Here is a 13,256-nt window from a genome sequence, read left to right as displayed (position 1 = left end):
CGAGAGGTTGGCGCGGGCGAGCGCCTCGCCAACCTGGTCAGGTCCGGAAGGAAGCAGCCACAACGAGCCCCGCTTGGGTCGATGTCCAACCTCTCACTTCGTGAACCACAGCCGCAGGAGGGCTTTATGATTGTAGTGAAAACCCTTCGGGCAGACTGGTTCTGATTCACCGGAATCACCGGACTGCCTGAACACACGACCTGCGGATGCGCGATTGCCATCCGTTGGCATTGCTGTTTCTGAAAACAGGCAGATAAATGTCTTATACGCTTTCGGACCTGGGATGGTCCTCTCACTTTGCCGCGCAACACGCGGCTTTTCCTTCCGACACGCCCTTTCGCGTCGCCTCCGTTCATCGGGACCGTCTGATCGGGCTGAGCCCGGATGGTGAAATCCCTTTGCGGACACCGGATAATCCGACCGGTTCATATGCCGTCGGGGATTGGGTTCTTGCGGACGCCGAAAACCGCGTGCGCCACCTTTTGGACCGGCGCAGCCTGCTGCAACGCAGAGCTGCCGGTACAGGTGCCGCAACCCAACTGATTGCCGCCAATGTCGATGTTTTGTTCATCGTCAGCTCGTGCAATGCGGACTTCAACCTTCCCCGGCTGGAACGTTATCTGGCGCTGGCGCATCAGGCCGGATGTTATCCGGTCGTTGTCCTGACGAAAGCTGACCAGTCGGATGACCCCGGCAGTTTCTCGGGACAAGTGCAATCTCTGGACCCTTTTCTGTCGGTGCTGGCGGTCAATGCGCTGGACCCGGCAGATGTCGAAAAGGTTCTGGCATGGTGCCCCAAAGGCCAGACCGGCGCGCTGGTCGGGTCGTCGGGCGTAGGTAAAACGACGCTCAGCAACGCCATGACGGATCAAAACCTCGCCACGTCTGAAATTCGCGAAGACGACGCACGGGGCAGACACACGACAACGGTGCGCGCGTTGCACCGGATGGGTAACGGTGGCTGGCTGATCGATACGCCGGGAATGCGCGCACTGCGTTTGCTGGACGCTCAGGACGGGATCGACAACGTGTTCTCGGACATCACGGAGCTTGGCCAAAGCTGTCGCTTTTCGGATTGTCAGCACGAGACCGAGCCCGGCTGTGCCGTGCAGAACGCAATCGGCGAAGGCGCACTTGACCCGACCCGGCTGGACCGTTGGCGCAAGCTGCGGCGTGAAGATCAGCGAAACTCGGAAACCGTTGCCCAATCGCGGGCGCGGGACAAGGCGTTCGGCAAGATGGTGCGCGGTGTCATGCAGGACAAGAAGCTTCGCAAACGGCCATAACTGCAAGGTGTTAGGAAAACCTGCGTCGCGTCTGATCAGGCGATCAGGCGCGGCCAGACCGCTGCATTGCGACGGGCAAATGCTCCGATATGGCCTATTTCCGGCAGTCCGAATTCAGCAGGCTTCAGAAGGTGGCGTCTGGCCTCGGGGCCATACAAATCAGCAAGGCGCCAAACCGCCTCGGGCGGAGCCATCTGGTCATCTTCGAACGTGAACAGATCCACTGGTGTTCCAGAACTGCCCCAATGCGCATCAGGCAAATTCTGCCCGATCTCGGGAACGTAGCTAAGAGGGGCTGTACACCATTTGCGCCATTGCCAGTAGACCGAGGCGGGCAGGTCCGAACCAAACCCGATCGCTTTGCCGGGCAGATACCCAAGCGCCCGCACCATCAGCGGTGCATGGCCATACCAGAACAGCCCTGCCAACCCCCGATAGGGCCATGGGTGATCTTTCAAAGTCACCAGCCCCGAACACACACCGATCATTCGGTCGATCTGGTCGATATCCGGCTGCACCGGCCCCAGCATCGCACCGACGGAATGGCCGATGGTCCACTGCTGCGCCTTTGGAAACCGCCTGCGCATTTCGGCCCGTGCCGCTGGCATGTCGATCAACGCCCAATCCGCCATTGTTGCAGTTGCGTCTTTCAGGCGGCCGACCAAAGAAAGCCCGTAGTCCCGATAGTCATAGGTCAGGCAAGCTATCCCCCGCTCGGTAGCCAGCCATCGCGCAAAGTGTTGATAATAGTCACGCGGCACACCCGTGGCACTGTTAAGTACGACAACGGTTTCCGGCTCACCCACTGGCCGGTACAGCCGCGCCGACAAGGTCACGGACCCTGACGGAAAGCGGAAATCTTCGATCAACACCGTCTGTTCCGTATCCAACATGATCCCCGGCTTTCGCTGAAACAATGGTTTGCCTGCCTTCGATGCCGACGAAACTAAGCCGGAACGTAAACCGCATCCAGCATGACCAAACGTCCGGCCTAAAGATCGGCTTGACTCGGAACGCGATCAGGCGCTAGCGGTTGTGTGATGGTTTCCGGCCCCCACAAGAGGTCGGGATGAAAAGGGAACACGGTGCGGTTTGTCTGGTCAAACAGATATCAACCAAGTCCGCGACTGCCCCCGCAACTGTAAGCGGTAAGTAATGCCGAAATACCACTGGCCCACGGGCTGGGAAGGTCGGCAGAGCAATGACCCGCAAGTCAGGAGACCTGCCATCGGAACTGAAACCGAAACTCGGGCGGGGTGTCCGGGCAGGTCCTGACAGCGAGATGCTGTCCCACCTGCCCCAATATCCAGCCCACCACGCGCGGAGGGCGCAGGATGATCTGGAAGACAAAGTCACACGAATACAGCGCAACTGTGTGCCAGCGGACGGGCAATACCTGCCCGGCTTTGGCGCGACTGGCCCGCTCGATTTCCGAAGCCATGGCGCAGGCGGTTTCGGCCACCAGCGAAGATTTCGAATTTGAAGGCAACAGCGCGCTGTCACATTGCGCGGAAGGGTGCATGGCAACGATCCGAGCGCGATCCGACAGCGTTCGCGTTTTCTGCGGGGCGCACCCTGATACGGCAATTCGGGACCTTGATGCCTATGCCGATTTGATCTTCGGACCTACATTCAGCACGCTGCCCTCGGGCATTGTCGCGAACCCGCCTTGCGCCATGATCGAGGTTTCAACGATCCGGCCCCGGAAAACCGGCTACGCACCCCAGCAGCTGTCAGCTTGATCCCACTTCCACCTGTGCCGGGGTGATCCGGGACGCCCAGGCCAGCTGCGCATCGGTTTCGACAGCGCAGGGGCGCACGGCCCGCAGGCGGTCCAGTGCGTCGCTGGCGCGTTCACCGCATTCAACCATCAGTCGCAGAACAATCATCCCGGATCTGCCGCACCCCCCACGGCAATGCACAAGAACCCGGCCACCGCCCGACAGCGCATGTCGGGCCGTGGCGCTGACCTCTGGCCAGGCCTTCTGAACCGCCTGCGTCGGTGCTCCAAAATCTTCGATCGGCAGGTGAACCCACCGGCTGGCACGGCTTTGGATGTCGCTGCCAAAGTGCTGCGCGCCATCCTGAAGCATTTCAACATCCGTCGTCATTGAAATCACAAGGCCCGGTTTCCAAGCCGCAATCATATCCAGATCGCCGACGTAATCCCCGCCACGCCCGGGCATTGAAGTAAGGGCAAGCGTTCCGCCTCCGACCTGCAGAGCAAAAATGACCAGCTGCGACATGAAGTGCGTCCTCCCCCAAGGTACTCTTTAAGAAATGAGTCATTAAATCCGCTGGACCAGTTTAGTTGGAAACCAGCCCGTTTCTGAAACAAAAAATCATCGCGCCCCACAGTGGACGCGGACTGCCGCCGCCACTACGCTGTGCCGAAGCACCGAATCCGAGCGAGAAGACATGACAGACACGCCCAGCCCCGCCTATCAGGTTCTCGCCCGCAAATACCGCCCGGAAACCTTTGCCGACCTGGTGGGTCAAGTTGCTATGGTGCGCACCCTAAAAAACGCCTTCGAGGCCGACCGGATTGCGCAGGCCTTTATCATGACCGGCATTCGCGGAACGGGAAAAACCACCACGGCGCGGATCATCGCCAAAGGCATGAACTGCATCGGGCCGGATGGAACCGGAGGGCCGACAACCGAGCCTTGCGGTCAGTGCGAGCATTGCGTCGCAATCATGGAAGGTCGCCATGTCGATGTGATGGAAATGGATGCGGCCAGCCGTACCGGCGTCAACGATATCCGCGAGATCATCGACAGTGTCCGCTATCGCGCCGCCAGTGCACGCTACAAGATCTACATCATCGACGAGGTTCACATGCTCTCGACCAGCGCATTCAACGCGCTGCTCAAGACGCTCGAGGAACCGCCCGCACATGTGAAATTCATCTTCGCGACCACCGAGATTCGCAAAGTGCCGGTCACGGTTCTGTCGCGGTGTCAGCGCTTTGACCTGCGCCGGATCGAGCCCGAAGACATGATCGGCCTGCTGCGCAAGATCGCCGGGGCGGAGAGCGCGCAGATCGCCGACGATGCGCTGGCGTTGATCACCCGCGCCGCAGAAGGATCGGCCCGCGACGCGACCTCACTGCTGGATCAGGCAATCTCGCACGGAGCCGGTGAGACGACGGCGGATCAGGTCCGTGCGATGCTGGGTCTGGCCGATCGTGGACGGGTTCTGGACCTGATGGACATGATCCTGCGTGGTGACGCGGCAGGGGCGCTCGCTGAACTGAGCGGTCAATATGCGGAAGGTGCAGATCCTCTGGCCGTGCTGCGCGATCTGGCCGAAATCACGCATTGGGTGTCTGTCGTAAAGATCACACCTGACGCGGCCGAAGACCCGACAGTTTCCCCCGACGAACGCACACGGGGCCAGCACATGGCCGAGGCCTTGCCGATGCGGGTTCTGACCCGGATGTGGCAAATGCTGCTGAAGGCGCTGGAGGAAGTCTCTGCCGCGCCCAACGCGATGATGGCCGCCGAAATGGCTGTTATCCGACTGACGCATGTCGCCGATTTGCCCAGCCCCGAAGAGCTGATCAAACGGCTGCAAGACGCCCCACCTTCGCCACCCGGCGGGCCGGGCGGGGGCATGTCACCGTCCCGGCAGGCCCCGGTGGCAACGCAATCCAACGCGACCCCGCCGCCTGCCTATACATCGCCCCCGCGCGGCGCGGGTGGTGCACCGGTTGCCGCGCTGGCGCAGGATGCACAGACGGCCCTGGCCCGCTATCCAACCTTCGGGCATGTGGTGGAACTGATCCGCACAAACCGCGATGTGAAACTGCTTGTCGAGGTGGAAAGCGGCGTGCGCCTTGTGTCGTACCAGCCTGGCCGGATCGAATTCACCCAGACACCTCAGGCACCGTCGGATCTGGCGTCGCGATTGGGCTCTGCCCTGCAACGCTGGACCGGCAATCGGTGGGCCGTCTCCATTGTCTCGGACGGGGATGCCGCGACCATCGCGGAAGTGCGGGACCGGGCCGAACTGGCCCTGAAAGCCGAGGCCGAAGAACACCCGCTGGTTCAGGCCGTGCTGACGCAATTCCCCAAGGCAAAGATCATTCGGATCGAAACACCTGAACAGCGCGCCGCCAAGGTTGAGACCGAGGCCCTTCCCGAAGTCGAAGAGGAATGGGACCCGTTCGAAGAGGACTAGCCCCTGAGCCCGCGGGTCCAAGTTTCAAGAAACCGGCATACTCACCCCCTTTCACGATGCACCTGAAGGAGGGAATGCGGGCACATAAATGATCGGTCGGCGCCGCTCTGATCTGGACAGGCGGGAGACCTCTTGTGCCACCTGCCTGCGGTCCGTATTTAGAACCAAACAGAAACACAGGAGACGACTGATGCTGAAAGGACTCGGCGGGCTTGGCGGACTGGGCGACATGGCCAAGATGATGAAATCCGCACAAGACCTGCAAACCAAGATGACCGAAATGCAGGAAGAGCTGAACAACATGATGGTTGTCGGCGAATCCGGTGCAGGGCTGGTCAAGGCAACGGCCACAGCCAAGGGTGAACTCAAGGGGCTGGACATCGACCCGTCGATCTTCAACGGCGACGACAAGGAAGTGGTCGAAGACCTGATCCTGGCCGCCATCAAGGACGCTCAGGCCAAAGCCGCCGAACGTTCACAGGAAGAGATGGGCAAGCTGACCGAAAGCATGGGCTTGCCCAAAGACATCAAGCTACCGTTCTGAGCTTCATCTTTTCCCAAATACTCCCGCCGGAGGCTCCCTCCGGCGCAAAGCAGGACAGGCCATGGGCACGAACAGCGAAATCGACAATCTGATCGACCTGATGGCCAAACTGCCGGGGTTGGGCCCGCGCTCGGCCCGCCGCGCGGTGCTGCACCTGATCCGCAAACGCGCTCTGCTGCTGACACCCCTGTCAGACGCCATGCAGCAAGTGGCCGTCACCGCCCGCGAATGCCTGAATTGCGGCAATGTGGGCACCACGGATATCTGTGACATATGCAATAGCGAGGCCCGAGCGACCGGCGAACTCTGCGTGGTCGAGGACGTCGCCGACCTTTGGGCGATGGAACGGTCAGGGGTCTTCAAAGGCCGCTATCACGTGCTGGGTGGCACACTGTCTGCACTGGACGGTATCGGCCCGGACGAGCTGCGCATTCCTCGCCTCAGGGATCGGGTCCTGGCCGAAGGGATCACCGAAGTGATCCTTGCCCTGAACGCCACCGTCGACGGCCAGACCACCGCCCATTACATCGCCGATCAGCTGGAAGGCCAGGTGCGCCTGACCTCACTGGCGCAAGGCGTGCCCATCGGCGGAGAGTTGGATTATCTGGATGACGGAACGATCACGGCGGCGCTCAGGGCGCGAAAGGAATTGTAGCCGGTTGTAGACACTAGCACATCAATAAAGCCCGTCAGTTTCGTCAATCAGCACCGGCGGCCCCCAATAGTCCGCTTCAAACCGGACGCGCGCTCCACTGTAGTTTTCGAAATGAATCGTTAGACCGAGAGCATCACTCCTAAATAGTCCTTTCAGGTACCCGGTGAAGCTTTCGATGCTTCCGACCCATCCTTCCTCCTTTGTCAGCCTGAACTCGACCCACTTTTTCAGTTCTGTGCTGCGCTCGGCGTCCAGCTTGTATTCAGGCTGGCTCGTAGTTTCGCACTGAAAAACCCCATATTCGGAATATGGGCTGGCGGCATCTATGGGAGGCCAGTCGAAGATGTGAATCCGCGCCAAGAAATCGCCTAAGACTACATAGATCCCATGTTTGTCGCCAACTTTGTCTTCTGTCATGCCGCCATTCCACGCGCTCTCATCTTTGGTCAGAAAATACCCGAGACAAACGTCCGCGCCCCAAACCAACAGGTCTGAGCTTTCAAAAGGTTGCCACTCATGATCCAAGATTGGTGGATCAAAAAGTGATGGGCCTTTCTTACACCCATGCGTTTCGCAGTAGGATTCGGCGTCAAATTGGAACTTGCCGCTGACTTCAGCGAACCCCGCCCTGTCCAGAATGACCGAAGAGGTTAAGAAACAAGCTACAAATAGACTTTTGAATGCTGACATCCAGTATTGTCTCGTCAAAGTATCGAGAGGCATTGATCGGAACAAATGGCTTTGGATTTCATTTTAGCAAATGTAAATCTGAGCGGGTAGGATCAAAAGAAAATTAGTAATTTCTAAGGCAGATGACCCCTTTGTTTGGTCCAGCACGTCAAATAGGGTTGCGGCAAACAAGTTACTCAATACTGGAGACCAATTGTGACCCGACTTCTCGCCTTCACCCTCGCCGCCTTCACCGCAACCGCTGGCCTGTCGCAGGACCTTGTGGACAAGGGCTTTGTTGAAGGCTGGAACATCATGATGGACCCCGCGCTTGGGAACGGGTGTCTGATCCAGACGGTGTATCAGGATCTCTCGGTAGTGCGGCTGGGCTATGACGCATTGGATAATCGCGGGTATTTCGCCGTTTACAACAAGGCCTGGGGCGACATTAAGCAAGGTGAGAGCTATCCCATCCGGTTCGAACTGGACGGCAAGAGCTTTGATGCCACCGCTATCGGGTTCAATGAACGCAAAGTGCCCGGTGCGACGGTGTTTTTTACCGACCGGAATTTCGTCACCGCGATTGCCCAGAACAAGACGATGACGGTTTACAATCCCGCAGGCGAGGTGGTGATGGCGATTGATCTGAAAGGCACCGCCAAGGCGCTGGACTATGCGCGGGACTGCCAGAACAAGAAGCTCTAGCGAATCGGATCGAACAGCGCGTCCTTGGCGGTGCAGTCGCGAATTACATCGCGGCCGCATGGCACCGGATCAAGGTCGCGCGACAGGCATAGGCGGACCTCTTCGATATAGCCCTGTTTGCAGGTGACCGTGATCATATCGCGCTCCAGTTCCGGATTGGCTTTCAAAAACGCATCCTCGACCACCGAAGCCGGCAGTTTGACGGATGCGTCCAGCTTGCGGAAGACCTGCGGGCGTTCGACAGCGTCATAGGCACGCCGGGACAGGGCGAAATAGTCGGGCGCAGAAAGCCCCGAACAGGTGCCGTGTTTCTTCCACTGATGCCATGCAAGGCCCGCACTACCCTGAATATCTTCCATTTCCCGCGTCATGCGGCGTGTTGGCGGCGCCTCGGGCGAGCGGCAGAAGGATGGCCAGCCCTGATGAAATTGCGGCCAGAGCCCGTGCAGGATCCATCCGTGGTCGTGCCGGTCGTCACATTGGTCTGACCCGCGCGCGTCCCCTTCACGGGCGCACCAGTTGGGCGACCAGCTAAGCGACAGGACGTAATAGTCGAACTCACCTGCTTTTTCACCTTCGGCCAGCGCTGTCATCGCGCTGAAGACCCACAATACGACCCAGCGCATTCGCCTCTTCCCTTCTTGCTGCGTGGCGACTATATACGGGCCAAGTTCCCCGACAACGGAAACCTGCCCCAAGACCAAGGGGCCGCCGAATTCCGGCGACGGGAAAGATGTATGTATAGGAGACGGGCTGATGGCAAAACCGCTTATGGCCAAGGCAACCGCCGTATGGCTGGTGGACAACACCACGATCAGCTTCAAGCAGATCGCGGATTTCGTAGGGATGCACGAACTGGAAGTGCAGGGCATCGCCGATGGCGATGTGGCCGCAGGCGTAAAGGGCTTTGACCCGATCGCAAACAACCAGCTGACTCAGGATGAGATCGACGCCGCGCAGAAAAACCCGCTGCACAAGCTGAAGCTCAAGTTCAATCCGGCGGCATCCGGCGAAGAAAAGCGCCGTGGCCCGCGGTATACCCCGCTGTCCAAGCGTCAGGACCGTCCGAACTCGATCCTGTGGCTGGTCAAGTTCCACCCCGAACTCAGCGACGGCCAGATCGCCAAGCTGGTTGGCACCACCAAGCCGACCATCCAGTCGATCCGCGAGCGCACGCACTGGAACATCTCAAACATGCAGCCGATCGACCCGGTTGCTTTGGGCCTGTGCAAACAGTCCGAACTGGATGCGATCGTGCAGAAGGCCGCTGCCAAGAAAGCAGCCGAAGGCGGCGTGATGAGCGATGACGAGCGTCGCAAGCTGGTTTCGACCGAGCAATCGCTGGAAATGGACGCTGCGCCGAAAATCCCGACCGCGATCGAAGGTCTGGAAACCTTCTCGCTGTCCGATGATCGGTCGGATGAAAAAGACGACGAGCCTATCATCGACGCCGACAGTTTCTTCAACCTGCCCAAAGGCGGGGCGGATGATGAAGACGAGGATGATCCTCGTCTGTAACAGACAATCAGCCCCGGTCGGAACGGCTGGGGCTTTTTTGACGGACTTGTCATGCTGAGCATTCTTTCTGCGATTTTCGGCCCGCACCGCGCCGTAACGATCTACGCCTTTCTCAGGACATGGGGGCTGGGTCTGGCGGGTGGTGTTGTCATGATCGCCATCGTCACCACCTTGTTTCTGCTGGGGGACGAAGGCGAACACGAACACGAGGCTTTCCTGATCGTACCGGTTCTGTCCGCAACCCCGGTGAACGGGGACTTGAAGAACGGCGTCGTAGCCTCGGTTCGCCTGCCCGATGGATCGGCCACGTCGATTACGTCGACCGAGTCGCAGATTTCACAAACCGTTGGAACGACGGCCTGCGTGGAAAAACGCATCTACGTCAAAAGCGGCGAAGCCCGGTATCGGTTCAAACTGCCCCGTCTCTGCGAATCCGGTTGATCGAAATTTCAGACAAAACAAGGCCGCCCGATGCTGACACCGGGCGGCTTTTTCGTTCATACCACCTGAAAGATGATGCCTGCGATTATTGCGCCCCCCACACCAAGGCTCAGGTAAGTCGCAAACACGCGCGGTTTGACCAATGACCAGACTGCGGCCATCGCCGGTATGGAACTGACGGCACCCGCAACCATGAACGACATCGCAGCCCCCGCGGTCATGCCCTGATCGATCAGACCCGCCAGCAGCGGCGGCGCGACGTAAGAGTTCAGATAGGCCGGCATCCCCACCAGCGCGGCAACGATGATCGGCAGCACGCCTTCTCCGCCAACGACGCCAGCGATCAGGTCCGCAGGCACATAGTTGACCAACAAAGCTTCGAGCACATAGGCCAGTGCCAGCCACTTCAGCAGGAACAGCCCGTTGTGTACGAACTCCGAACGAAACCGAACGCGACGCTCGGGCTCTTGCCAGAACTTCCAGACCGGCTTGTCATCCGCTTTCGGACCACATCCGCAACACCCGGCAGGTTTGTATTCGCGCAAGGGCTGGGCAAATGCCCCCTGCTGCATCAGTAACCGAACCGCGAACCCGCCGAACAGGCCAAGCGCAACGGCTGCAACCGCTTTACCGATGGCAAAGGGCCATCCCAGCGCAGCAGCCGTAATCAAAAGCGTCGGCGGGTCGATCAATGGCGAGCTGAGCCAGAACGCCATCACGGCCGACAGCGGCGCTCCGAGTGCAAGCAAGCCCGCAATAAAGGGAATGACTTCGCAAGAACAAAATGGTGCAAGTCCGCCGAACAGGGCGGCCAGAAAGATCATCCGGGTCTCGCGCCCTTCAAAGGCGCGCGCCACCATCACCTCGGCCCCGGTTGCCTTGAGATATGACAACAGAAGCACGGCAAACAGGATGTATTGTCCTGTATGCGCCAAGGCCCTGACTGCAAAACTCGCAACCTCGCGCATGTTGCCGGGGTCGAGAACGGCCACCGCCACAAGAATGGCGACAATCAATGCCCAGGGTGTCTTGATCATCTCAAGTGCACCTTTGGCGGTCAGCCGGGGCGATTGCGTCAATTCAGCCATCGTTGGCCGCCTTTCCAACCGCGTCAGCGCAGCATTCGCTAAGAATGAACTGCGCCAGCGTCTTCAATTCGTCATAACAGGCCCGGTTGATCGTGGTGCGACCGATCTTTTCCTGCTCGACCACACCTCCGGCTGCAAGAAACCGCAGGTGGTGCGCCAAAGTCGACGGGGCAATCCCCGTCCGGTTCTGGATTTCGCCAACGGTCAGACCGGCCTCACCAGCCCGCACTAGCGTCTTGAGGACTTTCAGCCGGGCTTCCGAACCCATGGCGGAAAATCCGGCAGCAGCAGTTTCCCACATGAGTTGCCTCCATTAAACTAGATTTCTAGTTTTGTAGTTTCACAAAGGACCCTGGTCAACCCACCTTGGGAAAATTTTCCATGACACTGTAAGTCCAGATTGCCCCTGCCTTAAGTCCAACCTATAAGCAGGCATGGGGATATCGGTCGAAACATTCTTTCTTGAGCTCAACGGTCAGGGCACGTTGCAGGCCCAGATCCAGCAGATGATTGCCGAGGGCATTCTGTCCGGTCGCTTTCACGTGGGGGAAAAACTGCCATCCTCGCGAAAGCTGGCCGCACACCTGGGCGTCAGCCGCATCACGGTGACGCTTGCCTATACCGAGTTGCTGGCCAATGATTATCTGACGGCAAAGGGCCGGTCAGGATATTACGTCTCGCAAAACGCACCGGTTCCGCCCAAATACTCGCCCGTGCAGCGCGGCACGGAATCTGTCGACTGGGACAGGGCATTGGCGCGCCGCTTTCTGGACAGCGACGTCCTGCCGAAACCCAGCAATTGGCGCGAATACCGCTATCCGTTCATCTACGGTCAGGCCGACCGAACCCTGTTTGATCACGCCAACTGGAGATTATGCGCGGTTCGCGCATTGGGGCACAAAGACTTCGATTCGCTGACAGGGGATTACGTGGATCAGGATGATCCGTTGCTAATCGAATTCATCGCGCGCCACACCCTGCCGCGCCGTGGTATCGTCGCCCGCCCCGAAGAGATCTTGATCACCCTGGGCGCGCAGAACGCGCTTTGGCTGGCCTCACGCATCTTGCTGACACACAAACGCACGGCCGTAATCGAAGATCCCTGCTACTACGCGCTGCGAAGCCTTTTGAACCACTGGGACTGCGCTGTGACCCCCCTGAGCGTCGATCGCGACGGCTTGCCACCAGAAGCGATCCCCGACGAAGCAGATGTCATCTTTACCACCCCCAGCCATCAAAGCCCGACAACCGCGACGATGCCGATCGACCGCCGCAACAAGCTACTGGATCGGGCACGCGATCTGGATGCAATGGTTGTCGAGGACGACTATGAATTCGAAATGGCCTTTCGCAGCGCACCTTCGCCTGCACTCAAGTCCATGGATCGGGATGGGCGCGTGATTTACGTCGGCAGTTTTTCCAAGTCGCTGTTTCCGGGATTGCGGCTTGGATACATGGTCGGATCCGAGCCTTTCATCCGCGAAGCACGTGCTCTTCGCTCGTTGGTCCTGCGCCACCCTCCGGGTCATATTCAGCGCACGGCAGCGTATTTTCTGTCATTGGGCCATTACGACGCTCAGATCCGACGTATGTCGAAAGCCCTGCAAGAGCGGCGCGATGCGATGGACAAAGCCATCGAAGAAAGCGGGCTGACAGTGGCCGGGCGGGGCGTAATGGGTGGCTCATCAATGTGGATGTCGGCCCCCGAGCACGTCAACACAACGCAGCTTGCGCTAAAGCTGCAGAACCAGGGTGTTCATATCGAACCGGGTGCTCCGTTTTTCTCGGGGCCCGACAGGCCGCAGAATTTCTACCGCCTCGGGTACTCTTCTATTTCGACCAACCGCATAGGCCCCGGCGTCGAACTGATCGCGGATGCCATCCGGTCTGCCTGAGATCGCACTGGACATATTCCGCAGACGCGTCTGGCCCTAACGCAGGTCGCACCCTTACGCCAAAACCATATCAACCCCCGGGTCCCGGTGCCCGGTTTTCTCACTCTTGCTTGGAGAACACCCCTATGAAGATGACGACGGAAGAGGCCTTTGTTAAGGTTTTGCAGATGCATGGTATTGAACATGCGTTTGGGATCATTGGCTCTGCGATGATGCCGATTTCGGATCTGTTTCCGAAGGCTGGGATCATGTTCTGGGACTGTGCGCATGAGG

General features: G+C 59.2%; 16 protein-coding genes, 1 other RNA gene and 1 riboswitch. Of the genes, 11 read left to right on the top strand and 6 right to left on the bottom strand.

The annotated features are described in order from the left end of the window. Both ffs and rsgA read left to right on the top strand, forming a co-directional pair. Window positions 1–99, top strand: an RNA gene (gene ffs / locus ACR0M9_RS18490) — signal recognition particle sRNA small type. 158 nt (window positions 100–257) lie between these two features. Then, a complete protein-coding gene (rsgA, locus tag ACR0M9_RS18485) occupies window positions 258–1,286 on the top strand; it encodes a ribosome small subunit-dependent GTPase A (RefSeq protein ID WP_480774312.1) in 1,029 nt (342 codons plus the stop codon). A gap of 35 nt (window positions 1,287–1,321) precedes the next feature. On the opposite strand, the gene ACR0M9_RS18480 is transcribed toward rsgA, so the two are convergent. Beyond that, complete coding sequence (locus ACR0M9_RS18480; protein WP_480488866.1) at window positions 1,322–2,179, bottom strand: alpha/beta hydrolase family protein; 858 nt, start codon at window positions 2,177–2,179, stop codon at window positions 1,322–1,324. Window positions 2,180–2,311: 132 nt separating this feature from the next. After that, window positions 2,312–2,530: riboswitch (cobalamin riboswitch) on the top strand. A 90-nt stretch (window positions 2,531–2,620) separates the two neighbouring features. Here ACR0M9_RS18480 and ACR0M9_RS18475 point away from each other — a divergent pair. Then, window positions 2,621–3,028, top strand: coding sequence for a hypothetical protein (locus ACR0M9_RS18475; RefSeq protein WP_480484675.1), 408 nt, complete (start codon window positions 2,621–2,623; stop codon window positions 3,026–3,028). Here the strand turns inward: ACR0M9_RS18475 and ACR0M9_RS18470 are convergent. Next, the gene (locus tag ACR0M9_RS18470; protein ID WP_480488864.1) at window positions 3,020–3,532 is read right to left on the bottom strand and encodes a protein-tyrosine phosphatase family protein; all 513 of its coding nucleotides are present in this window, start codon (window positions 3,530–3,532) and stop codon (window positions 3,020–3,022) included. The genes ACR0M9_RS18475 and ACR0M9_RS18470 overlap by 9 nt on opposite strands. A 172-nt stretch (window positions 3,533–3,704) precedes the next feature. Here ACR0M9_RS18470 and ACR0M9_RS18465 point away from each other — a divergent pair, with 172 nt between their 5' ends. The 3 genes from ACR0M9_RS18465 to recR all read left to right on the top strand — a co-directional run bounded on the left by ACR0M9_RS18465 (window position 3,705) and on the right by recR (window position 6,667). Continuing rightward, a complete protein-coding gene (locus ACR0M9_RS18465; RefSeq protein WP_480774311.1) occupies window positions 3,705–5,468 on the top strand; it encodes a DNA polymerase III subunit gamma/tau in 1,764 nt (587 codons plus the stop codon). A 190-nt stretch (window positions 5,469–5,658) separates the two neighbouring features. Continuing rightward, entirely contained in the window at window positions 5,659–6,012 is a 354-nt protein-coding gene (locus ACR0M9_RS18460; RefSeq protein ID WP_209507712.1) for a YbaB/EbfC family nucleoid-associated protein, read from the top strand. A gap of 61 nt (window positions 6,013–6,073) precedes the next feature. Then, a complete protein-coding gene (recR, locus tag ACR0M9_RS18455; RefSeq protein WP_480538862.1) occupies window positions 6,074–6,667 on the top strand; it encodes a recombination mediator RecR in 594 nt (197 codons plus the stop codon). 21 nt (window positions 6,668–6,688) lie between these two features. On the opposite strand, the gene ACR0M9_RS18450 is transcribed toward recR, so the two are convergent. Then, a complete protein-coding gene (locus ACR0M9_RS18450; protein ID WP_480774310.1) occupies window positions 6,689–7,390 on the bottom strand; it encodes a hypothetical protein in 702 nt (233 codons plus the stop codon). A gap of 162 nt (window positions 7,391–7,552) precedes the next feature. Between ACR0M9_RS18450 and ACR0M9_RS18445 the strand changes: the two genes are divergently transcribed. Beyond that, the gene (locus ACR0M9_RS18445) at window positions 7,553–8,041 is read left to right on the top strand and encodes a hypothetical protein (RefSeq protein WP_480538867.1); all 489 of its coding nucleotides are present in this window, start codon (window positions 7,553–7,555) and stop codon (window positions 8,039–8,041) included. Here the strand turns inward: ACR0M9_RS18445 and ACR0M9_RS18440 are convergent. Next, a complete protein-coding gene (locus ACR0M9_RS18440) occupies window positions 8,038–8,667 on the bottom strand; it encodes a ribonuclease T2 family protein (RefSeq protein WP_480488860.1) in 630 nt (209 codons plus the stop codon). The genes ACR0M9_RS18445 and ACR0M9_RS18440 overlap by 4 nt on opposite strands. A gap of 130 nt (window positions 8,668–8,797) precedes the next feature. Here ACR0M9_RS18440 and ACR0M9_RS18435 point away from each other — a divergent pair, with 130 nt between their 5' ends. Further along, the gene (locus ACR0M9_RS18435) at window positions 8,798–9,559 is read left to right on the top strand and encodes a DUF1013 domain-containing protein (protein ID WP_480547361.1); all 762 of its coding nucleotides are present in this window, start codon (window positions 8,798–8,800) and stop codon (window positions 9,557–9,559) included. Window positions 9,560–9,610: 51 nt separating this feature from the next. Next, a complete protein-coding gene (locus tag ACR0M9_RS18430; protein ID WP_267363610.1) occupies window positions 9,611–10,000 on the top strand; it encodes a hypothetical protein in 390 nt (129 codons plus the stop codon). A gap of 56 nt (window positions 10,001–10,056) precedes the next feature. Here ACR0M9_RS18430 and ACR0M9_RS18425 read toward each other — a convergent pair whose 3' ends face one another. After that, window positions 10,057–11,088 (bottom strand): permease, encoded by a 1,032-nt coding sequence (locus ACR0M9_RS18425; RefSeq protein WP_480774309.1) that lies wholly within the window; start codon window positions 11,086–11,088, stop codon window positions 10,057–10,059. Next, complete coding sequence (locus tag ACR0M9_RS18420) at window positions 11,081–11,389, bottom strand: ArsR/SmtB family transcription factor (RefSeq protein ID WP_209507696.1); 309 nt, start codon at window positions 11,387–11,389, stop codon at window positions 11,081–11,083. The genes ACR0M9_RS18425 and ACR0M9_RS18420 overlap by 8 nt, the downstream gene beginning before the upstream one ends. A gap of 133 nt (window positions 11,390–11,522) precedes the next feature. On the opposite strand from ACR0M9_RS18420, the gene pdxR reads away from it, so the two are divergent. Then, window positions 11,523–12,983, top strand: a complete 1,461-nt coding sequence (gene pdxR, locus ACR0M9_RS18415) for a MocR-like pyridoxine biosynthesis transcription factor PdxR (protein ID WP_267363605.1) — start codon at window positions 11,523–11,525, stop codon at window positions 12,981–12,983. A 125-nt stretch (window positions 12,984–13,108) separates the two neighbouring features. Then, on the top strand, window positions 13,109–13,256 hold a 148-nt coding region (locus ACR0M9_RS18410; RefSeq protein WP_480774324.1), incomplete at its 3' end, for a thiamine pyrophosphate-binding protein.

Source organism: Ruegeria sp. CH2 (assembly GCF_056537065.1).
This window is presented reverse-complemented; position numbering and strand designations above follow the sequence as displayed.